This is a genomic window from Delftia sp. K82, assembly GCF_002193035.1.
Taxonomy (GTDB): Bacteria; Pseudomonadota; Gammaproteobacteria; order Burkholderiales; family Burkholderiaceae_C; genus Comamonas; species Comamonas acidovorans.
The window spans coordinates 3,104,812-3,123,343 of the sequence record NZ_MYFL01000001.1 but is presented as its reverse complement, the minus strand read 5'-3'; the positions used below and the strand labels follow the sequence as shown (position 1 = coordinate 3,123,343).

The following is an 18,532-nucleotide window of genomic DNA, read 5'->3' as shown; positions in this document are numbered from 1 at the left end:
GAAAGTTCAATCATGAAAGCAGCACGTTTCTACGACCGGGGCGACATCCGCATCGAAGACATACCCGAACCCGTGGTGGAGCCCGGCACCGTGGGCATCGAGGTGGCCTGGTGCGGCATCTGCGGCACGGATTTGCATGAGTTCATGGAAGGGCCGATCTTCATTCCGCCCTGCGGCCATCCGCACCCCATCTCGGGCGAGTCCGCACCCATCACCATGGGGCACGAGTTCTCCGGCGTGGTGTACGCCGTGGGCGCGGGCGTCGACGATATCAAGGTCGGTCAGCACGTCGTGGTGGAGCCCTACATCGTGGCCGACGACGTGCCCACGGGGCCGGGCGACCACTACCACCTGTCCAAGGACATGAATTTCATCGGCCTGGGCGGGCGCGGCGGCGGGCTGTCCGAACGGATTGCGGTCAAGCGCCGCTGGGTGCACCCGATCTCCAATGCCATTCCACTGGACCAGGCCGCGCTGATCGAGCCGCTGTCCGTGGGCCACCATGCCTACACCCGCAGCGGAGCGAAGGCGGGTGATGTGGCGCTGGTCGGCGGCGCAGGCCCCATCGGCCTGCTGCTGTCCGCCATCCTGAAGGCCAAGGGCCTGACGGTGGTCATCACCGAACTGAGCGCCAAGCGCAAGCAGAAGGCGCGTGAATCGGGCGTGGCCGATCACATCCTGGACCCCTCCGAAGTGGACGTGGTGGCCGAGGTGATGAAGCTCACCGGCGGCAAGGGCGTGGATGTGTCGTTTGAGTGCTCCAGCGTGAACAAGGTGCTGGACACGCTGGTGGCCGTGACGAAGGCCACGGGCGTGGTGGTGATCGTGTCCATCTGGAGCCATCCGGCCACCATCAACGTGCACAGCGTGGTCATGAAGGAGCTGGACGTGCGCGGCACCATTGCCTACTGCAACGACCACCAGGAAACCATCAAGCTGGTCGAGGAGGGCAAGATCAACCTCGAGCCCTTCATCACCCAGCGCATCCAGCTCGATGACCTGGTGGCGCAGGGCTTTGACACGCTGATTCACAACAACGAATCGGCGGTGAAGATCATCGTGCAGCCACGGCTCAGGTAGGCCGGGCGGCAGGCCTGAATCGAACCCGCTGCGATCAGGAGCGGGTTCGCCTGATGCCTGCCGTGTGGTCACGCTGCGCAAAGAAAAAAGCCCTTGATTGAATCAATCAAGGGCTTAGATCATTTTGGCGGAGAGGGCGGGATTCGAACCCGCGGTGGGGATTAGCCCACACACGCTTTCCAGGCGTGCGACTTAAACCGCTCATCCACCTCTCCGAAGACCGCGATTCTAGCACTGGTTTTTCACGTCCTGGACAAACTCCATGGTGTGCCATCAATTCGCCACGGTGAGCCAAGGCCAGCGCTCTTGGTAGTTTCGCGCTTTGGCCTCGAACATGGCCGGTTGTGCGAACCTGGGGTTGATGCGCAGCCGGCCTGCCGCGAGGTCTGCCAGTCCATCGGGCGCATACAGCTCCCCGCTGGTCACATCGATGCCAACGCAGGTGCAGGCGATCAGGTAACGGTCCATGCCATCGCGGGCGCTACGCAGTTGGGGATAGGGCGCGTTGAAGCGCTGTGGATACCACAGGTGCACGCGCGCCTGGTTGCGTATTTCGATGCGGGCGCCCAGGTCGGCCAGCAACTGCTCGGCCTTGCGGATTACGGCGTCTTCGGCTTCCCACGACAGGTCGTTGTCGTCGAAGTAGAAGATGTCGTAGTCCTTCACGCCCCAGCCTGCAGGGCGGCCTGAGTGTCGATTCCACCAGGCCTGGAACAGGCAGCCTGCCGTCAGGTGGCATTGATTCAGGCCCAGGGCCGGCAGGCGCTGCAGCAGTGCAGCGTTGATGGGGTTCTGCCTGGCGATGGTCACAAACTCCTCGGAATTTGGCGTGGTTGGCATAGTTCAAATCTTGCGGGGAGTCGTTGTGTTCTGCTGGAAGTTCTGCACTTGCGGCATGGCCCGCACCTGCGCCTGCAGCCACGTGCACAGGGTGTCGAGCCGGGCAGGCGCGGCGGTGCTGCGGCGCAGTGCCAGGTAGCGGTAGCCGGAGGCCGTGAAGCCGAAGGGTGCCAGCAGGCGGCCGGCCTGCACGTCGTCCATCACCAGGTGCCAGGGAGCAACGGCTGCACCCAGGCCGCGCAGCGCCGCTTCCAGCGTGAAGTAGTAGTGCTCGTAGACGGGGCCTGCCGCTGCGGGCGGGGCCATGCCCATGGAGGCAGCCCAGAGGTCCCAGGCGTTGCGCCGGCCGCGCGTGTGCAGCAAGGGGAGGCTGGCCAGGTCCTGGGGCCGCGCGACAGGCCCGGCCATTGCGGGGGACATCACGGGGCCCAGGTATTCGTCGAAAAGCGGCAGGGCCATCTCGTCGTCTGCAATGGCCTGGCCGCTGTTGCCGCTGCTGTCGGTGGGGATGGCCGTGATGAGCAGGTCGCAGCCTTCGCGTGCAGCGTCGGTGCCGGTGTCCGTGGTGCGCAGGCGCACCTCGATGCCGGGGTGGTGCGCGTGGAAGTCGAACAGCCGGGGGATCAGCCATTTGACGGTGAAGGTGCTGAAGCAGGCCACGTCCAGCGGGCCTTCGTGGGCGTCGCCCAGGCTGCGCACCGCCTCCTGGATCTGCTGGAAGGCCTGGGTGAGCGCGGGCTGCAGGGTGCGCGCCGCTGCGGTGAGCGTGGGGCGGGCCTTGGTGCCCGCGAACAGCGCCAGGCCCAGGTGCTGCTCCAGCTGCCGTACCTGGCGGCTGACGGCGCCGGGCGAGACGCACAGCTCGTCTGCCGCCGCCGTCATGCGGCCCAGGCGTGCGGCGGCTTCAAAGGCGCGCAGTGCGGCCAGCGGGGGCAGGCGTTGGGTCATTTGTCGGGTCATGAGTCGGGTCACGGGGCGGGTGGAGGCTATGTGAGTTCCAGGTACATAGAACCGGCCGAATCATCGCTTTTCAGGCAATGGGCCGGTGGATAGATTTGCCGCTTCGGCCGGCAATCCTGGGTGGATTCTGGCCGGACTCCCCCTCTCCATTCGATCCCAAAGCACATAGCACCATGCCCTTCGTCCACACCTATCTGCCCCAGTCCACCTCCACTTCCCAGCGCGATGCCGTCGTGCAGGGCATCCACCAGGCGCTGGTGCAAGGCATTGGCATGCCCGAGGACGAGCTGTTCAACATGGTGCACCCGTACGCTCCCGGGCAGTTCGCGTTCAGCCGCAGTTTCAACGGGGTGGCGCGTTCGGATGCGGTGGTGGTGGTCGAGATCACCATGCGGCGCGGACGCAGCGACGCGATGAAGAAGGCCTTGTATGCGGCCATTGCGCGCAACCTGCACGAGGGGGCCGGGGTTGCGCCGGCCGATGTGTTCATCTTCATGCATGAGAACGACTACTCGGACTGGTCCGTGGGCCATGGGCGCTTCGCCATGGCACTGGTGCAGCAGACCGGCGCGCAATGAAAAACGGGCCGCGATGGCCCGTTCTTCGTGGGATTCCGGCGGATCTCAGCTGGTGCGCTGTCCGGTCTGGATCATCTTCATGGCCGAGGTGATCAGGCTCGATACCTCGGTCATGTTGCTGGGAACGATCAAGGTGGTGGTGGCGTCCGATGCCACCTGGCTGTAGGCCTCGACGGCCTTTTCGGCCACCTTGAGCTGCACGGCCTGTTCGCCGCCGGGCTGGCGGATGGCGGTGGCCACGCGTTCGATGGCCTGGGCGGTGGCGTCAGCCACGGCCTTGATGGATTCGGCCTCGCCCTGGGCCTTGTTGATGACGGCCTGCTTCTCGCCTTCGGAGCGTGCGATGAAGGCTTCGCGCTCGCCGGTGGCGATGTTGATCTGTTCCTGGCGGCGGCCTTCGGAGGCAGCGATCAGGGCGCGCTTTTCGCGCTCGGCCGTGATCTGGGCCTGCATGGAGCGCAGGATTTCGGCCGGCGGCGTCAGGTCCTTGATTTCATAGCGCAGCACCTTCACGCCCCAGTTGAGCGCGGCCTCGTCGATGGCCGAGACGATCTGGGCGTTGATCATGTCGCGCTCCTCGAAGGTCTTGTCCAGTTCGAGCTTGCCGATCACGCTGCGCAGCGAGGTCTGGGCCAGCTGGGTGACGGCCATGATGTAGTTGGACGAGCCGTAGCTGGCGCGCATGGGATCGGTGACCTGGAAGTAGAGGATGCCGTCCACCTGCAGCTGGGTGTTGTCGCGCGTGATGCAGACCTGGCTGGGCACATCCAGCGGGATTTCCTTGAGGCTGTGCTTGTAGGCCACGCGGTCCACGAAGGGCACGAGGAAGTTCAGGCCCGGCGTGAGCGTGCCCGCGTACTTGCCAAGGCGTTCCTTGACCCATGCGTGCTGCTGGGGCACGACCTTGACGGATCGTGCGATGAAGATGGCCGCGATGACGGCGATGACGATAGCGATTTCCATGGTGTCTCCAAGCCCGGAGGGCATTCAGTGAAACAAGAGAGTGAGGCGAAGGGGCGCGAGGACTGCATCCCCAGGTGTGCGCAAGAGGTACAGCGGTGGCTCAGAGCTTGTCCACGAGCAGCCGGTTGCCGACGACCTCGGCCACGCGGTGCATGCCGGCCGAGGGCAGGTTGCCCGGGCGGCCGATCACGGTCCATTGGGCGCCACGGTAGCGGACCTGGGCCGTGCCGTCGGAATTCCATTGCTCGACCATGACGGACTCGCCTATGTCGAGGTTGACATCGCGGTTGCTCGATGCCGGCTGGCGGCTGGGCTGGCGGCGGCGCACCAGATAGCAGGCCAGCACGAAGGCGCTGCCCAGCGCGGCGGCGATGATGATCTGTGCAATGGGCGCCAGGCCCGCATGCGCGCACAGCGCGCCGATGATGGCGCCCAGCGCCAGCATCAGCAGATAGAAGCTGCCGGTCAGCAGCTCGGCGATGACCAAGGCGCCGGCGACTAGCCACCAGATGGTGGAATATTCCATGCGTGAGACTCCCTTTGTGACAGTTGCTTGTGTTTAGTGCAGCACATTCTGGGTGAAAATCCGCACGCTTCAAAGGCGCAATAAGGATATTCCTTACACTTCGCGCCTGTTTCGTTTTTTGGCCCGCTCAGGTTACGGAGGCTGCCCCCATGAAGTTTCGCTTTCCCATCGTCATCATCGACGAGGACTACCGCTCCGAGAACACCTCGGGCCTGGGCATCCGCGCCCTGGCCCAGGCCATCGAGGAAGAAGGTTTCGAGGTGCTGGGCGTGACCAGCTACGGCGACCTGTCGCAATTCGCGCAGCAGCAAAGCCGGGCCAGTGCCTTCATTCTGTCCATCGATGACGAGGAGTTCTCGCTGGGCGATGGCGGAACCGATCCGGTGATCCACAGCCTGCGCAGCTTCATCGGCGAAGTGCGCCGCAAGAACGCCGATGTGCCGATCTACATCTACGGCGAGACCAAGACCAGCCGCCACCTGCCCAACGACATCCTGCGCGAGCTGCACGGCTTCATCCACATGTTCGAGGACACGCCAGAGTTCGTGGCCAAGCACATCATCCGCGAAGCCAAGAGCTACCTGGAAGGCGTACAGCCGCCGTTCTTCAAGGCGCTGCTGGACTATGCGGAAGACGGCTCCTACAGCTGGCACTGCCCCGGACACTCGGGCGGCGTGGCCTTCCTGAAAAGCCCCGTGGGCCAGATGTACCACCAGTTCTACGGCGAGAACATGCTGCGCGCCGACGTGTGCAACGCGGTGGAGGAGCTGGGCCAGCTGCTGGACCACAACGGCGCCATCGGCGAGAGCGAGCGCAATGCCGCCCGCATCTTCAATGCCGACCATTGCTACTTCGTGACCAACGGCACGTCCACGTCGAACAAGATCGTGTGGCACCACGCCGTGGCGCCCGGCGACGTGGTGGTGGTGGACCGCAACTGCCACAAGTCCATCCTGCACTCCATCATCATGACGGGTGCGATTCCGGTGTTCCTCAAGCCCACGCGCAACCACTTCGGCATCATCGGCCCGATCCCGCAAAGCGAGTTCTCGGTGGAGTCCATCCAGGCCAAGATCGCGGCCAATCCGCTGCTCAAGGGCGTGGATGCCAAGACGGTCAAGCCGCGCGTGCTGACGCTGACGCAGTCCACCTACGACGGCGTGCTCTACAACACCGAGACCATCAAGAGCATGCTGGACGGCTATGTGGCCAACCTGCACTTCGATGAGGCCTGGCTGCCGCACGCTGCCTTCCACCCGTTCTATGGCAGCTACCACGCCATGGGCAAGAAGCGCGCGCGCCCCAAGCACTCGGTGGTGTATGCCACGCAGTCCATCCACAAGCTGCTGGCCGGCATCAGCCAGGCCTCGCATGTGCTGGTGCAGGACAGCCAGACCGAAAAGCTGGACCACCACCTGTTCAACGAGGCGTACCTGATGCACACCTCGACCAGCCCGCAGTACAGCATCATCGCCAGTTGCGACGTGGCCGCCGCGATGATGGAGCCGCCCGGCGGCACGGCCCTGGTGGAGGAGTCCATTCTGGAAGCGCTGGACTTCCGCCGCGCCATGCGCAAGGTGGAGGACGAGTTCGGCGACGACGACTGGTGGTTCGAGGTCTGGGGTCCCGAGAAGCTGGCCGATGAAGGCGTGGGCTCGGCCCAGGACTGGATCATCCGCGGCCATGACGCGGCGCCCAAGCGCTCCAAGGCCAAGAACGGCAAGGAGTTCGACAACTGGCACGGCTTCGGCGAGCTGGCCGACGGCTTCAACATGCTGGACCCGATCAAGTCCACCATCGTGACGCCGGGCCTGGACCTGGACGGCGATTTCTCGGACACGGGCATCCCCGCCTCCATCGTGACCAAGTACCTGGCCGAGCACGGCGTGGTGGTGGAGAAGACGGGCCTGTACTCGTTCTTCATCATGTTCACCATCGGCATCACCAAGGGCCGCTGGAACACCATGCTGACGGCGCTGCAGCAGTTCAAGGACGACTACGACCGCAACCAGCCGCTGGCGCGCATCCTGCCCGAGTTCTGCCAGCAGCACCGCCGCTACGAGCGCATGGGCCTGCGCGACCTGTGCCAGCACGTGCACCAGCTGTACGCCAAGTACGACATCGCCCGCCTGACGACCGAGATGTACCTGTCGGACCTGCAGCCCGCCATGAAGCCCACCGATGCCTACGCCCACATCGCGCAGCGCAAGACCGAGCGCGTGGAGATCGACCACCTGGAAGGCCGCATCACCGTGGGCCTGGTCACGCCGTACCCGCCCGGCATTCCGCTGCTGATTCCCGGCGAAGTGTTCAACCGCAAGATCGTGGACTACCTGCTGTTTGCGCGCGAGTTCGCCAAGGAGTGCCCAGGCTTCGAGACCGACATCCACGGCCTGGTGGAACTGCAAAGCGAAGATGGCGAAGTGCGCTACTACGCCGACTGCGTGGCCGGGACCGCGCCGGCCCGCAAGACGCCGGCAGGTGGCAAGCCTGCTGCGAAGAAGGCCGTGAAGACTGCAGCCAAGCCTGCGGCCAAGACAGCCGCCAAGGCAGCCGCCAAGACAGTTGCCAAGGCAGCCGCGAAACCGGCAGCCAAGCCGGCCGCCAAGGTTGCCAAGGCCGCCGCGGTCAAGGCGCCTGCCAAGCGCCCCGCAGCGCGCAAGGCGCAGCCCGCCGCGCCTGAAGTCGGCACCGCAGCCAAGCCTGCGCGCGGCCGCAAGATGGTGCAGGTGGGGGACGATGGTCCCTTCGGCCGCACGATCTGATCGCCGGGCCGGCTGACGGCCCATCAAAAAGGCGCGGGTCCCGAAAGGGGCTCCGCGCCTTTTTCATTGCGCCGCTGCGGCGTTGTTATTCCGTGGTCACTCCAGGCGTATCTTTGCGTCGCGGATCAGCGCGGCCCAGTCCGTCTGTTCCTTGAGCAGGTATTGGGCCGCGTCCTGGATGCTGCCGCCCAGGGCCGTGCTGCCCTCGGCCTGCAGTTGCTGCTGCACGGCGGGCTGCTGCAGGGCCGCGTTCACGGCGGTGTTCATCTTCTGCACGATGGCAGCCGGCGTGCCCTTGGGAGCGACGATGAGCTTCCAGTCCACGGCCTCGAAGCCTGCATAGCCCGACTCGGCCACGGTGGGCACCTCGGGCAGGATGGGCAGGCGCTTGGCCGAGGTCACGGCCAGGGCGCGCAGCTTGCCGCCCTTGAGCAGCGGATAGACGGCCTGGGGCGTGCCGAACATGTAGTGCGTCTGCTTGCCCAGCAGGTCGGTCACGGCCGGCGCTGCGCCCTTGTAGGGCACGTTGAGCACCTGGATGCCGGCCTTGAAGGCCAGCATCTCGCCGGCCAGGTGGCCTACCGTGCCCGTCGATGCCAGGCCCTGGCGGATGCCGCCCGGGTCGGCCTTGGCGGCCTTGACCAGGTCCTGCACCGACTTCCATGGCGAGTCCTGCGGCACGACCAGCACCGTGGGCTGGGCAGCGACCAGGGCCACGGGGATCAGGTCGGTGCGCGGGTTGAAGGGCATGCTGGGCAGCAGGGCGGGGTTGATGGCGAGGTTGGCGGTCTGGCCCATGCCGAAGGTATAGCCATCCGGCGCGGACTTGGCCACTGCATCCAGGCCGATGTTGCCGCCCGCGCCGGGCTTGTTGTCCACGACCACGGTCCATTTGTTCAGCGTGCCCACGCGCTCGCTGATCTGGCGCGCGACCGCGTCCGTGCCGCCGCCCGGCGTGTAGGGCACGACCATGCGCACGGCGCGTGAGGGCCAGTGCTCAGGCTGGGCCTGGGCCGCCAGCGGGAGCAGGGCGGCAGCCAATGCGGGCAGGGCGCACAGCAGCAACTGGCGGCGCGGGGCGGAACAAGGGCGGGCCTGGGTCTGTGTCTGTGTCTGTTTTTGGGCGGCCGGGTTGCGGTGGATGGCGGGCATGGTGTTGTCTCCGGGAATTTTTGGGAAAAGGCCTCCCCGCCGGGCGCGCGGCAAGCGTCGTCCGGTGTGGGGTGGATGGGGTGCAAGGTTGCAGGGGCGCCGCGCGCCGGGTGGACGGCGGCGCCTTCAGTGGCTCAGCCTGGCTTCAGTGGGAAGCCTTGGCGTGGCTGTCGGTGGCGTCGCCCCGGGCCAGGGCCAGGGCCTGCTCGCTGCTGTAGCCCAGGGCGGTGAGGATCTCCAGGCTGTGCTCGCCCAGGCGCGGCGGCGACAGGCGCACATCCAGGCGCTTGCCGTCCAGCGTGAAGGGCAGCAGCACGGTCTTGGTCTCGCGGCCATCGGGCAGGGTGATGGGGGCCAGCGCGCCCGTGGCGTTCAGGTGCGGGTCTTCCAGCAGGTCCTGCGGGCGTGCGATGGGCGCGAAGGGCAGGCCATTCTTCTCGAAGATCTCCGCAATGTGGGCTGCGCTGTGCGGGGCCATCTTCTCGCGCAGCAGCGGCATCAGCCAGCTGCGCGCCAGCACGCGGTCGTTGTTGCTGCCAAGGCGCGGATCGTCGCGCAGCTCGCCCAGGCCGAAGGCGTCGCAGAACAGGCGCCAGGCGCCATCGCTGACCACGGCCAGGAAGATCTGCTCGCCGTCCCGGACTTCGAACACGTCATAGATGGCCCAGGCCGAGATGCGTGCCGGCATGGGCGCGGCCGGCTTGCCGGTGACGGCGAACTGCATCATGTGCTGGGCGACCAGGAAGATGTTGTTCTCGAACAGCGCGCTTTGCACTTCCTGGCCGCGCCCGGTCTTCTCGCGCTGGGCCAGGGCGGCCATCGCGCCCATGGCGCCGAACATGCCGCCCATGATGTCGTTGACGCTGGCGCCCGCGCGCAGCGGGTCGCCGGGGCGGCCCGTCATGTAGGCCAGGCCGCCCATCATCTGCACCACTTCGTCCAGCGCCGTGCGGTGCTCGTAGGGGCCAGGCAGAAAGCCCTTGTGGCTTACGTAGATGAGGCGCTCGAAGCGGTCCTTGAGGCTGTCGTAGTCCAGGCCCAGCTTGCGCATGGTGCCGGGCTTGAAGTTCTCGCAGACCACGTCGGCCGTGGCGATCAGGCGCAGCGCGGCCTGCTTGCCTTCCTCGGTCTGCAGGTCCAGCGTCAGGCTTTTCTTGTTGCGGTTGAACAGCGGGAAAAAGCCCGAGCCCGAGCCCAGCAGCTTGCGCGTGGCATCGCCGTCGCGGCCGTGGCCCACGGGCTCGATCTTGATGACTTCGGCGCCCAGGTCGGCCAGCATCATGCCGCAGGACGGGCCCATGACCATGTGGGTGAACTCGACCACGCGGATGCCTGCGTAGGGCAGTGGCGTGGCCTGGCCTGCGGCCGTGTCGGGGGAGTTGGGTTGGCTCATGGAAAAACGGTGAATGAATATGTGGGTTGTCGCTGCGGCTCAGGCCGGTGCGTAGATGAGGGGCACAAAGCCCTTGGGCAGTCCGGCCAGCGGCGTCATGCCGTGCAGCTCCTCGCCGGGCAGGCCTGCGGCCAGCGGCTGGCGGGCGGCGATCAGGCGTTCGATGTCCACGCCGGTGCGGATGCCCATGGCCTCGAACATGAAGACCAGGTCTTCGGTGACCACGTTGCCCGAGGCGCCGGGTGCATAGGGGCAGCCGCCCAGGCCGGCCAGCGAGGCATCGAAGGTGCGCACGCCGGCCTCGTAGGCGGCCAGGCAGTTGGCCAGGCCCAGGCCGCGCGTATTGTGCATGTGGGCCGCGCCTGCATGTTCGCCCAGCTCGGCGCGCAGCCTTGTGAACAGGCGCCGCACCTGGGCCGGGTTGGCCATGCCCGTGGTGTCGGACAGGCCCGATTCATCGGCGCCCGCCGCCACGCAGGCCAGGGCCAGTGCAATCACTTCGTCCTCGGGCACCAGCCCCTGCAGCGTGCAGCCGAAGGCCGTGGAGATGCCCGCCTCGATCAGGGCCTGCGGTGCGATCTCGTCGCGCAGCGCGGCAATGGCCCGCACCTCGTCCACCATCTGCATGGGCGTCTTGCGCACATTGGCCATGGAGTGCGCGGGGCTGGCCGAGACGGGCAGCGTGACCTTGTGGGCGCCGGCGCGCAGCGCAGCCTCGGCGCCGCGCAGATTGGGGGCCAGGGCCATCACGGTGACACCGGGCAGGGTGATGGCCTGGGCGACCACCTCGGCCGCGTCGGCCATCTGCGGCAGCAACTTGGGCGAGACGAAGGAGCCGACCTCGATCTCCTGCAGGCCTGCATGGGCCAGCGCGGCGATCCAGGCATGCTTGTGCGCCGTGGACATGGTGGAGGCCACGGACTGCAGGCCATCGCGCGGGCCGACTTCACTGATGAGTACGTCAAAACGGTGGGAGGACATGGGCAGTTGCATCCGGTGGTGGGTGTCGATGGTGGCGGATTCACCTGTTGACATCGGGGTTCTGTGTGGTTCTAATAGATAGAACTATATTCTCTCTATTGAAATATTCCCTGCTGCACGCGCCATCGTCAAGCCTGCGTGCCTGGGGTTTTCCCTTGGGTGCCTTTTTATGCCTCGCAAATCAGTGACGGAATCGGTGGCCGACGAGAACGCCGCGCCGGGCGGCGTGGCGGCCGTGGACAGGGCCTTGAGCCTGCTGGCAGCGTTTCGCGACGGCGACGACGGGCTGACGCTGGCCCAGTTGTCGGAGCGCACGCGCCTGTACAAGAGCACCGTGCTGCGGCTGCTGGCCTCGCTGGAGCATGGCGGCTGGGTGCTGCGCATGGATGACGGCCGCTACGCCGTGGGCCCGGCCGTGGCGCGGCTGAACACCGTCTATGCCCGGCATTTCTCGCTGGACAGCGTGGTCATGCCCGTGCTGCGCACTCTGGTGCAGGCCACGGGCGAAAGTGCGGCCTACCACGTGCGCCAGGGCCAGGACCGGCTGTGCCTGTACCGCGTGGATTCGCCCCATCCCGTGCGCGACCACGCACGCACGGGCGATCTGCTGCCGCTGGGCCAGGGCGCAGGCGGGCGCGTGCTGTCGGCTTTCGATGCCGAGCTGTACGCCGCATCGCGCGGCGGCAGCCGCACGCAACTGGCCCGTGTGCGTGCCGATGGCTACTGCGCCATGGTGGGAGACAGGCACCGCGAGATCGCAGGGATTTCTGCCCCCGTGTTCAAGCGCGATGGGGAATTGGCAGCGGCGCTGACACTGACCATGCCAGCCCACCGCTATGAAGAGCGCCACGCCCGCCATGTGCTGGCGGCGGCGCGGGAACTGGGGCTTTTGCTGCCCTGAGCCAGGCGTGCGCGGTGCGCTGGCTCAGCCCAGGGCCGTGTCCAGCACCATCATCAGCACGAAGCCCAGCATGAGGCCGCCCGTGGCAAAGGCTTCATGGCCCTTGCGGTGCGACTCGGGAATGATTTCGTGGCTGATCACGAACAGCATGGCGCCCGCTGCAAAGCCCAGGCCCCACGGCAGCATGGCTGCCGAGCCGCTCACGATGGCTGCCCCCAGCACGGCGCCCACGGGCTCCACCAGGCCGGAGGCCATGCCCAGCAACACGGCAAAGCTGCGCTTGTAGCCTGCGGCCAGCAGGGCCACGGCCACCACCAGGCCTTCGGGCACATCCTGTATGGCAATGCCCGTGGCCAGCGCATTGGCGCGCAATCCGTCGTTGCCCGCATAGCCCACGCCGATGGCCAGGCCTTCGGGCAGGTTGTGCAGGGTGATGGCGAAGACGAACAGCCAGGTGCGCTGCAGCTTGCGCGCGCCTTGCGGGTCCAGGCCTTCGCGGCCCTTGATGAAGTGCTCATGGGGCAGGAGCCTGTCCATGAGCATGAGGGCGGCACCGCCCATCAGGATGGCCGAACCTATGACCCCGCCAGCCGCCCAGCTGCCGCCACCGAACAGTTCCTGGGTGCGCACGGCCTCCAGTCCCGGCAGGATCAGCGAGAAGGCGCAGGCGGCCAGCATGACCCCGGCGCCAAAGCCGAACAGGGTGTCCTGCGTGCGCTCGGACAGGCGCTGGGACAGCATCACGGGCACGGTGCCCAGTGCGGTCGCCAGCGCGGCGGCCGAGCCTCCGGCCAGGGCCTGGAAGACCACCGGATGGTTCTGGGCGTAGGCCCAGAACTGGCTGGTGAGCGCCCAGGCGCCGGCCATCATGATGGCCAGGCCTATCCACAGGCGGATGTTGGACCGTACGCTGGTCTTGGAGCGGAAGCGTTGTGGCAGATCCATGCTGGTCGAGGTCAGAGGTTGGCGTTGCGGACCGTTCAGCCGCGTGCGGCGGCGTAGCGGCGGGCCACTTCGGCCCAGTTGACTACGTTGTAGAACGCCGCGATGTATTCAGGGCGGCGGTTCTGGTACTTGAGGTAGTAGGCGTGCTCCCACACGTCCAGGCCCAGGATGGGGGTGGCGCCGGAGCCGATGCCGGCCATCAGCGGGCTGTCCTGGTTGCCACTGCTTTCCACGGCCAGCTTGCCGTCCTTGCCCACCACCAGCCAGGCCCAGCCGCTGCCAAAGCGCGTGAGCGCGGCCTGGGTGAAGGCGGCCTTGAAGGCATCGAAGCCGCCCAGTTCCCGGTCAATGGCCTGGGCCAGTTCGCCCGAGGGAGCACCGCCGCCGCCCTGGTCCACCGGGGCCATCACGGTCCAGAACAGGCTGTGGTTGGCGTGTCCGCCGCCGTTGTTGCGCACGGCACCGCGAACGCCTTCAGGCAGCAGGGACAGGTCGGCGATCAACTGCTCCACGGGCTGGCTGCCGTGCGGCGTGTCCTTGAGCGCGGCATTCAGGTTGTTCACATAGGCCTGATGGTGCTTGGTGTAGTGGATCTCCATGGTCTGCGCATCGATATGGGGCTCCAGCGCGTCGTAGGCGTAGTTCAGGGGAGGCAGGGTGTAGTTGCTCATGTGGTTTCTTTCAGGGACTACGGGGAAAAAATCGGTGCGTTGCGATGTCTGTGCGGCGGCAATCAATGCGCCAGCCGGGGCGGCAGGGCCGCAGCCGTGCAGTCGAAGACGCGGGCCGAGGCCTGAAGCGCTGCATCGATGCGGGGCTGGCTGCCGTGCTGGCGCTGCCACTGCAGCAGGGCTGAATGGGTTTCGCGCATATGGCGCCAGGCGGCGCTGCACACGGCGGCCGCATGGTGGCGCGCATCACCCAGGGCCAGCAGGCCCTGGTGCGCCTCGCACAGGTATTCGATGGCCAGTGCTGGCTGCTGGCGCAATGCCAGCAACTCGGCCAGGTTGTGGTGGGAGACCACCCAGGCGGCCATGCAGTGATCGGCGTGTTCCGCCAGCAGCGGGCCGGCGATGAGGCGCTGCGCCACATGCAGGGCCTTCATCTGCATGGCGAGCGCGCTTTCGATCTGGCCTGCATGGAAATGCCCATGGGCGCGGCGCGCCAGCTGCTCCCATTGATTCAAGGATGCTTGGGAGGGTGCAGGGACGGGAGAGGGCAGACTGAGGTCAGAGGTTGCTTGCATATCTGCTGGCTCCGAGGTTTTCAGAGGTTCTTTGATATTGATTTGAGAATTGTATTATTCATGAGAATCATTCTCATTCAAAACAAAAATGACCGTATGCAATCCGATGTGTATTTCCTTTCGCGCATCGGCAGGATGCGGGTGCCTGGATTCCAGGCGAAAAAAAGCCCCGCAGGCGGCAATGCCTGCGGGGCGGGTCACAGTCTGGCGGTGACTTAGACCTGGTCGGCCGACAGGCCTGCGGTCTGGCTGAAGCCGCCGTCCACGTAGGTGATCTCGGCCGTCACGCCCGAGGCGAGGTCCGACAGCAGGAAGGCGGCCACATTGCCCACGTCCTCGATGGTCACGTTGCGGCGCAGCGGCGATGCATCGGCCACGCGGCCCAGCAGCTTGCCGAAGTCCTTGATGCCCGAGGCGGCCAGGGTCTTGATGGGACCGGCCGAGATGCCGTTGGCGCGGATGGCGCGGCCGTCTGCCGTGCGGCCCACGGCCTCGGCCAGGTAGCGCACCGAGGCTTCCAGCGATGCCTTGGCCAGGCCCATGGTGTTGTAGTTGGGGATGGAGCGCAGGGCGCCCAGGTACGACAGGGTCAGCAGCGAGGACTTGTCGTTGAGGTAGGGCAGGGCCGCCTTGGCCATCGCGGGGAAGCTGTAGGCGCTGATGTCGTGCGCGATCTTGAAGCCTTCGCGCGACAGGCCGTCCAGGAAGTTGCCGGCGATGGCCTCGCGCGGCGCAAAGCCGATGCTGTGCACGAAGCCGTCGAACTTGCCCCAGGTCGCGCCAAGGTCCGCGAACAGCTTGTCGATCTGGGCATCGTCTGCCACGTCGCAGTCAAAGATCAGCTTGGAGTCGAATTCGGCGGCGAACTCGGTGATGCGGTCCTTGAAGCGCTCGCCCACATAGCTGAAGGCCAGCTCCGCGCCCTGTGCATGGCAGGCCTTGGCGATGCCGTAGGCGATGGAGCGGTTGGACAGAACGCCCGTGATCAGCAGTTTTTTACCGGCGAGAAAGCCCATTGTTGTTCTCCAGAGAAAGTGAGTGGAAGTGCGCACCAGCTGGCGGCGATGGCCGGGGCCCGCGTCAGCGTTTGCCAGCGGAAGGGCTGGCTGCGTGGTGCAGAATTGTCGCATGCGCCATTGGATGATTTCTTCGCTGCTGCTGGCCTCGGCGTGTGCGCCGGCCTGGAGCTCGCATGCCTATGCCCTGTGGGGCGAGCCCCGCTATGCCGAGGGCTTCAGCCATTTCGACTATGTCAACGCCAAGGCCCCCAAGGGCGGCGAGCTGCGCCTAGTGAGCAATCTGCGCATCTCCACCTTTGACAAATACAACCCGTTCACCATCAAGGGGTCGTCGCCCGCCTATCTGGCGGAGCTGATGTTCGACACCTTGCTGTGGCCCTCGCTGGACGAGACCGCCACCGGCTACGGATTGCTGGCCGAGGATGTGCAGGCCGCGGCCGACGGCCTGTCCGCCACATTCCGGTTGCGGCCCCAGGCACGCTTTCACAACGGCAAGCCCGTGCTGGCCGCCGATGTCAAGTTCAGCTATGACACGCTGGTGGGCCCGCATGCACTGCCCGGCTACAGAACGCTGTTCTTCGATGTGGCGGGCGTCGATGTGCTGGACGAACGCACCGTGCGCTTTCGCTTCAAGCAGCCGAACCGGGAATTGCCGCTGACCGTGGGGGCCATTCCAGTGTTCAGCCGCGACTGGGGCGTGGAAAACGGCAAGGCCAAGCCCTTCGACCAGGTGGTGACGGACACGCCCATCGGCAGCGGGCCCTACAAGATAGGTCCCGTGCGATTCGGCAAGGACATCACCTATGTGCGTGACCCGGGCTACTGGGGCCGCGATCTGCCTGTGCGCGTGGGCACGGCCAATTTCGATCGCATTTCCGTCAAGATCTACCGCGACAACACGGCGAGGCTGGAGGCGCTGAAGGCCGGGGAGTTCGACCTCATGCGCTTTTACAGCGCCGGCGACTGGGCGCGTCGCCTGTACGGCAAGCGTTTCGACCGGGGCGAGCTGGTCAAGGGCGAGTTCAGCAACAAGCTGCCATCGGGATTCCAGAGCTATGTGCTCAACGTGCGCCGGCCTGTGCTGCAGGACGTTCGGGTGCGCCGCGCCCTGGGCCTGGCCATGGACTACGAGTGGATGAACCGGCAGATGTTCTACGGTTCCTACCAGCGCGTGCGCGGGCTGTTCGGCAACACGGCCTGCGAGACCCATGGCGAGCCCTCGCCAGAGGAGCTGGCGCTCATGGAGCCCTTGCGCAAGAGCATCCCGCCGGAGGCCTTCGGCCCCATGGCCGAGCCGCCGCGCACCGATGGCGACAGCTCGTTGCGCGGAAATCTGCGCCAGGCGCGGCAACTGCTGGCCAATGCCGGCTGGACCATTCAGGATGGCGTGCTGCGCAACGCGCGGGGCCAGGCCATGGAGCTGGAGTACCTGGACAGCAGCGACTCGGGCATACGCCAGGTCTCGCCCTGGATACGCAATCTGGAAAAGCTGGGCATCCGGCTGCGCTTTCGCTCGGCGGACTATGCGCTGTACCAGCAGCGCGTGGAGAAGTTCGACTACGACATCATCTCCATCGCCTACCAGGGCACGAACAATCCGGGCCAGGAATTCGCCGACCTGTTCGGCAGCCAGGCGGCGGCAACCGAGGGTTCCGGCAATTTCCCCGGCGTGAAGAACCCGGCGGTCGACGCCATGATCCGCCGCATGACCGAGGCCAAGACAGAGGCGCAACTGTTGCCTGCCTGCCACGCACTCGAACGCATCATCACGCACGGCCACTATCTGATTCCGCAGTGGAGCGCGGGCACGCACCGCATGGTCTACGACTCCTGGCGCCTGGTGCGACCGGCCGTGGTTCCGGCCTATGCGAAGGGCGAGAGCTGGGCCATGGACACCTGGTGGGCCCGCATGCCGGTGCTGACCGCGCCGCCTCCATGAGCCGGCGTTGCGGCTGTGTCGTTGCGATCCGTTGCATGATGAGGGCGTCCCCCGGCCGGGGCCCCTCCCCGCAATGGACATAATGCAAGACTTCTTATGTGGGCCTACATATTCAAACGCTTGCTGCTGATGGTGCCGACCCTGCTGGGCGTACTGCTGCTGACCTTCGTGGTCGTGCAGTTCGTGCCCGGTGGCCCGGTCGAGCAGTATCTGGCCGAGGCCAAGGCCAGCGTGGGCCGTGGCGGCGAAGGCGGTGGCCTGGCCTACCGTGGCAACCAGGGGGTGGACCCCCAGCGCATTGAGCAGATCAAGGCCCTCTACGGCTTTGACAAGCCGGCCCATGAGCGCTTCTTCCAGATGCTCGGGCAGTTCGCGCGGTTCGACCTGGGGCGCAGTTTCTTTCAGAACAAGGATGTCTGGCAGCTGATCAAGGAGAAGCTGCCGGTCTCGGCCAGCCTGGGACTGTGGACCTTTTTCATCAGCTACCTCGTTGCCGTGCCGCTGGGCATTGCCAAGGCCGTGCGGGCCGGCTCGCGGTTCGACTTCGCCACCACGCTGCTGATCCTGGTCGGCTATGCGATTCCGGGTTTCGTGCTGGGCGTGGCACTGTTGGTGATCTTTGGCGGCCAGTTGCAGTGGTTTCCGCTGCGCGGGCTGACTTCCTCCAACTGGGACGAGCTGTCCTGGGGCGCGCGCATTGTGGACTATCTCTGGCATATCGCGCTGCCGGTGACGGCCATGGTGGCGGGCAGCTTCGCCATCACGGCCATGCTGACCAAGAATGCCTTCCTGGAAGAGATCCGCAAGCAGTACGTGCTGACTGCGCGTGCCAAGGGCCTGTCCGAGCGGCAGGTGCTCTACCGCCATGTGCTGCGCAATGCGCTGATCCCCATCGTCACCGGATTTCCGGCCGCCTTCATCGGCGCCTTCTTCACGGGCTCGCTGCTGATAGAGACACTGTTCTCGCTGGACGGCCTGGGCCTGCTCAGCTATGACAGCGTGATTCGGCGCGACTATCCCGTGGTGCTGGGCACGCTGTATCTGTTCACGCTGATCGGCTTGGTGACCAAGCTGGTCAGTGACCTTTGTTATGTGTGGGTGGATCCGCGTGTACGGTTTGATTGAGCGCCCCCTGAACGGCTGCGCCGTCTCCGCCTCTTGCTTTGCGGGGGGAGCGTTCGGGCCATTGGCGGCTGGCGCAGGCCCTTGCCTGGTGTCCCTGACTTTGGGCGGTCGCGCCACTG

Annotated in this window: 18 protein-coding genes and 1 tRNA gene; 7 read left to right on the top strand and 12 right to left on the bottom strand. The window is 66.1% G+C overall.

Annotated features, from left to right (window positions below):
* Positions 1-12 precede the first annotated feature (12 nt).
* Entirely contained in the window at positions 13-1,080 is a 1,068-nt protein-coding gene (locus KDK82_RS13715) for a 2,3-butanediol dehydrogenase (RefSeq protein WP_013803056.1), read from the top strand.
* Positions 1,081-1,205: 125 nt separating this feature from the next.
* Here KDK82_RS13715 and KDK82_RS13710 read toward each other — a convergent pair.
* The 3 genes from KDK82_RS13710 to KDK82_RS13700 all read right to left on the bottom strand — a co-directional run bounded on the left by KDK82_RS13710 (position 1,206) and on the right by KDK82_RS13700 (position 2,868).
* Positions 1,206-1,295: transfer RNA gene (locus tag KDK82_RS13710), tRNA-Ser, on the bottom strand.
* A 58-nt stretch (positions 1,296-1,353) separates the two neighbouring features.
* Positions 1,354-1,920 carry a nucleotidyltransferase family protein gene (locus tag KDK82_RS13705; protein WP_088165201.1) on the bottom strand — a complete coding sequence of 189 codons (567 nt, stop codon included), beginning with the start codon at positions 1,918-1,920 and terminating at the stop codon, positions 1,354-1,356.
* A 3-nt stretch (positions 1,921-1,923) separates the two neighbouring features.
* Positions 1,924-2,868 carry a LysR substrate-binding domain-containing protein gene (locus KDK82_RS13700; RefSeq protein WP_088165200.1) on the bottom strand — a complete coding sequence of 315 codons (945 nt, stop codon included), beginning with the start codon at positions 2,866-2,868 and terminating at the stop codon, positions 1,924-1,926.
* Between the two features lie 185 nt (positions 2,869-3,053).
* Here KDK82_RS13700 and KDK82_RS13695 point away from each other — a divergent pair, with 185 nt between their 5' ends.
* Positions 3,054-3,458, top strand: coding sequence for a tautomerase family protein (locus KDK82_RS13695; RefSeq protein WP_012204809.1), 405 nt, complete (start codon positions 3,054-3,056; stop codon positions 3,456-3,458).
* 45 nt (positions 3,459-3,503) lie between these two features.
* On the opposite strand, the gene KDK82_RS13690 is transcribed toward KDK82_RS13695, so the two are convergent.
* Both KDK82_RS13690 and KDK82_RS13685 read right to left on the bottom strand, forming a co-directional pair.
* The gene (locus KDK82_RS13690) at positions 3,504-4,421 is read right to left on the bottom strand and encodes an SPFH domain-containing protein (RefSeq protein ID WP_013803054.1); all 918 of its coding nucleotides are present in this window, start codon (positions 4,419-4,421) and stop codon (positions 3,504-3,506) included.
* A 100-nt stretch (positions 4,422-4,521) separates the two neighbouring features.
* The gene (locus KDK82_RS13685) at positions 4,522-4,947 is read right to left on the bottom strand and encodes an NfeD family protein (RefSeq protein ID WP_013803053.1); all 426 of its coding nucleotides are present in this window, start codon (positions 4,945-4,947) and stop codon (positions 4,522-4,524) included.
* Positions 4,948-5,096: 149 nt separating this feature from the next.
* Between KDK82_RS13685 and KDK82_RS13680 the strand changes: the two genes are divergently transcribed.
* Positions 5,097-7,712, top strand: a complete 2,616-nt coding sequence (locus KDK82_RS13680) for an arginine/lysine/ornithine decarboxylase (RefSeq protein ID WP_088165199.1) — start codon at positions 5,097-5,099, stop codon at positions 7,710-7,712.
* A 96-nt stretch (positions 7,713-7,808) separates the two neighbouring features.
* On the opposite strand, the gene KDK82_RS13675 is transcribed toward KDK82_RS13680, so the two are convergent.
* The 3 genes from KDK82_RS13675 to KDK82_RS13665 form a co-directional block, all read right to left on the bottom strand.
* Positions 7,809-8,864, bottom strand: coding sequence for a tripartite tricarboxylate transporter substrate binding protein (locus KDK82_RS13675; RefSeq protein WP_088165198.1), 1,056 nt, complete (start codon positions 8,862-8,864; stop codon positions 7,809-7,811).
* A 145-nt stretch (positions 8,865-9,009) separates the two neighbouring features.
* Positions 9,010-10,257 carry a CaiB/BaiF CoA-transferase family protein gene (locus KDK82_RS13670; RefSeq protein ID WP_013803050.1) on the bottom strand — a complete coding sequence of 416 codons (1,248 nt, stop codon included), beginning with the start codon at positions 10,255-10,257 and terminating at the stop codon, positions 9,010-9,012.
* A gap of 39 nt (positions 10,258-10,296) precedes the next feature.
* Positions 10,297-11,250, bottom strand: a complete 954-nt coding sequence (locus KDK82_RS13665; RefSeq protein ID WP_088165197.1) for a hydroxymethylglutaryl-CoA lyase — start codon at positions 11,248-11,250, stop codon at positions 10,297-10,299.
* 157 nt (positions 11,251-11,407) lie between these two features.
* Between KDK82_RS13665 and KDK82_RS13660 the strand changes: the two genes are divergently transcribed.
* Positions 11,408-12,139 carry an IclR family transcriptional regulator gene (locus tag KDK82_RS13660; protein ID WP_012204816.1) on the top strand — a complete coding sequence of 244 codons (732 nt, stop codon included), beginning with the start codon at positions 11,408-11,410 and terminating at the stop codon, positions 12,137-12,139.
* Positions 12,140-12,163: 24 nt separating this feature from the next.
* Here KDK82_RS13660 and KDK82_RS13655 read toward each other — a convergent pair whose 3' ends face one another.
* The 3 genes from KDK82_RS13655 to KDK82_RS13645 all read right to left on the bottom strand — a co-directional run bounded on the left by KDK82_RS13655 (position 12,164) and on the right by KDK82_RS13645 (position 14,270).
* The gene (locus KDK82_RS13655) at positions 12,164-13,084 is read right to left on the bottom strand and encodes a ZIP family metal transporter (protein ID WP_012204817.1); all 921 of its coding nucleotides are present in this window, start codon (positions 13,082-13,084) and stop codon (positions 12,164-12,166) included.
* Positions 13,085-13,119: 35 nt separating this feature from the next.
* The gene (locus KDK82_RS13650; RefSeq protein WP_012204818.1) at positions 13,120-13,755 is read right to left on the bottom strand and encodes a superoxide dismutase; all 636 of its coding nucleotides are present in this window, start codon (positions 13,753-13,755) and stop codon (positions 13,120-13,122) included.
* Positions 13,756-13,817: 62 nt separating this feature from the next.
* Positions 13,818-14,270 carry a hypothetical protein gene (locus KDK82_RS13645; protein ID WP_224986008.1) on the bottom strand — a complete coding sequence of 151 codons (453 nt, stop codon included), beginning with the start codon at positions 14,268-14,270 and terminating at the stop codon, positions 13,818-13,820.
* Positions 14,271-14,390: 120 nt separating this feature from the next.
* On the opposite strand from KDK82_RS13645, the gene KDK82_RS32790 reads away from it, so the two are divergent.
* Positions 14,391-14,549 (top strand): hypothetical protein, encoded by a 159-nt coding sequence (locus KDK82_RS32790; protein ID WP_179217904.1) that lies wholly within the window; start codon positions 14,391-14,393, stop codon positions 14,547-14,549.
* On the opposite strand, the gene fabI is transcribed toward KDK82_RS32790, so the two are convergent.
* Positions 14,546-15,346 (bottom strand): enoyl-ACP reductase FabI, encoded by an 801-nt coding sequence (gene fabI / locus KDK82_RS13640; RefSeq protein WP_012204820.1) that lies wholly within the window; start codon positions 15,344-15,346, stop codon positions 14,546-14,548. The genes KDK82_RS32790 and fabI overlap by 4 nt on opposite strands.
* Before the next feature lie 124 nt (positions 15,347-15,470).
* Here fabI and KDK82_RS13635 point away from each other — a divergent pair, with 124 nt between their 5' ends.
* Together KDK82_RS13635 and KDK82_RS13630 are read left to right on the top strand one after the other, a co-directional pair.
* On the top strand, positions 15,471-17,288 hold the full coding sequence (locus KDK82_RS13635) for an extracellular solute-binding protein (RefSeq protein WP_088165195.1): 1,818 nt from the start codon (positions 15,471-15,473) through the stop codon (positions 17,286-17,288).
* Positions 17,289-17,384: 96 nt separating this feature from the next.
* Positions 17,385-18,413, top strand: a complete 1,029-nt coding sequence (locus tag KDK82_RS13630) for a microcin C ABC transporter permease YejB (protein ID WP_013803046.1) — start codon at positions 17,385-17,387, stop codon at positions 18,411-18,413.
* Positions 18,414-18,532: the final 119 nt, after the last annotated feature.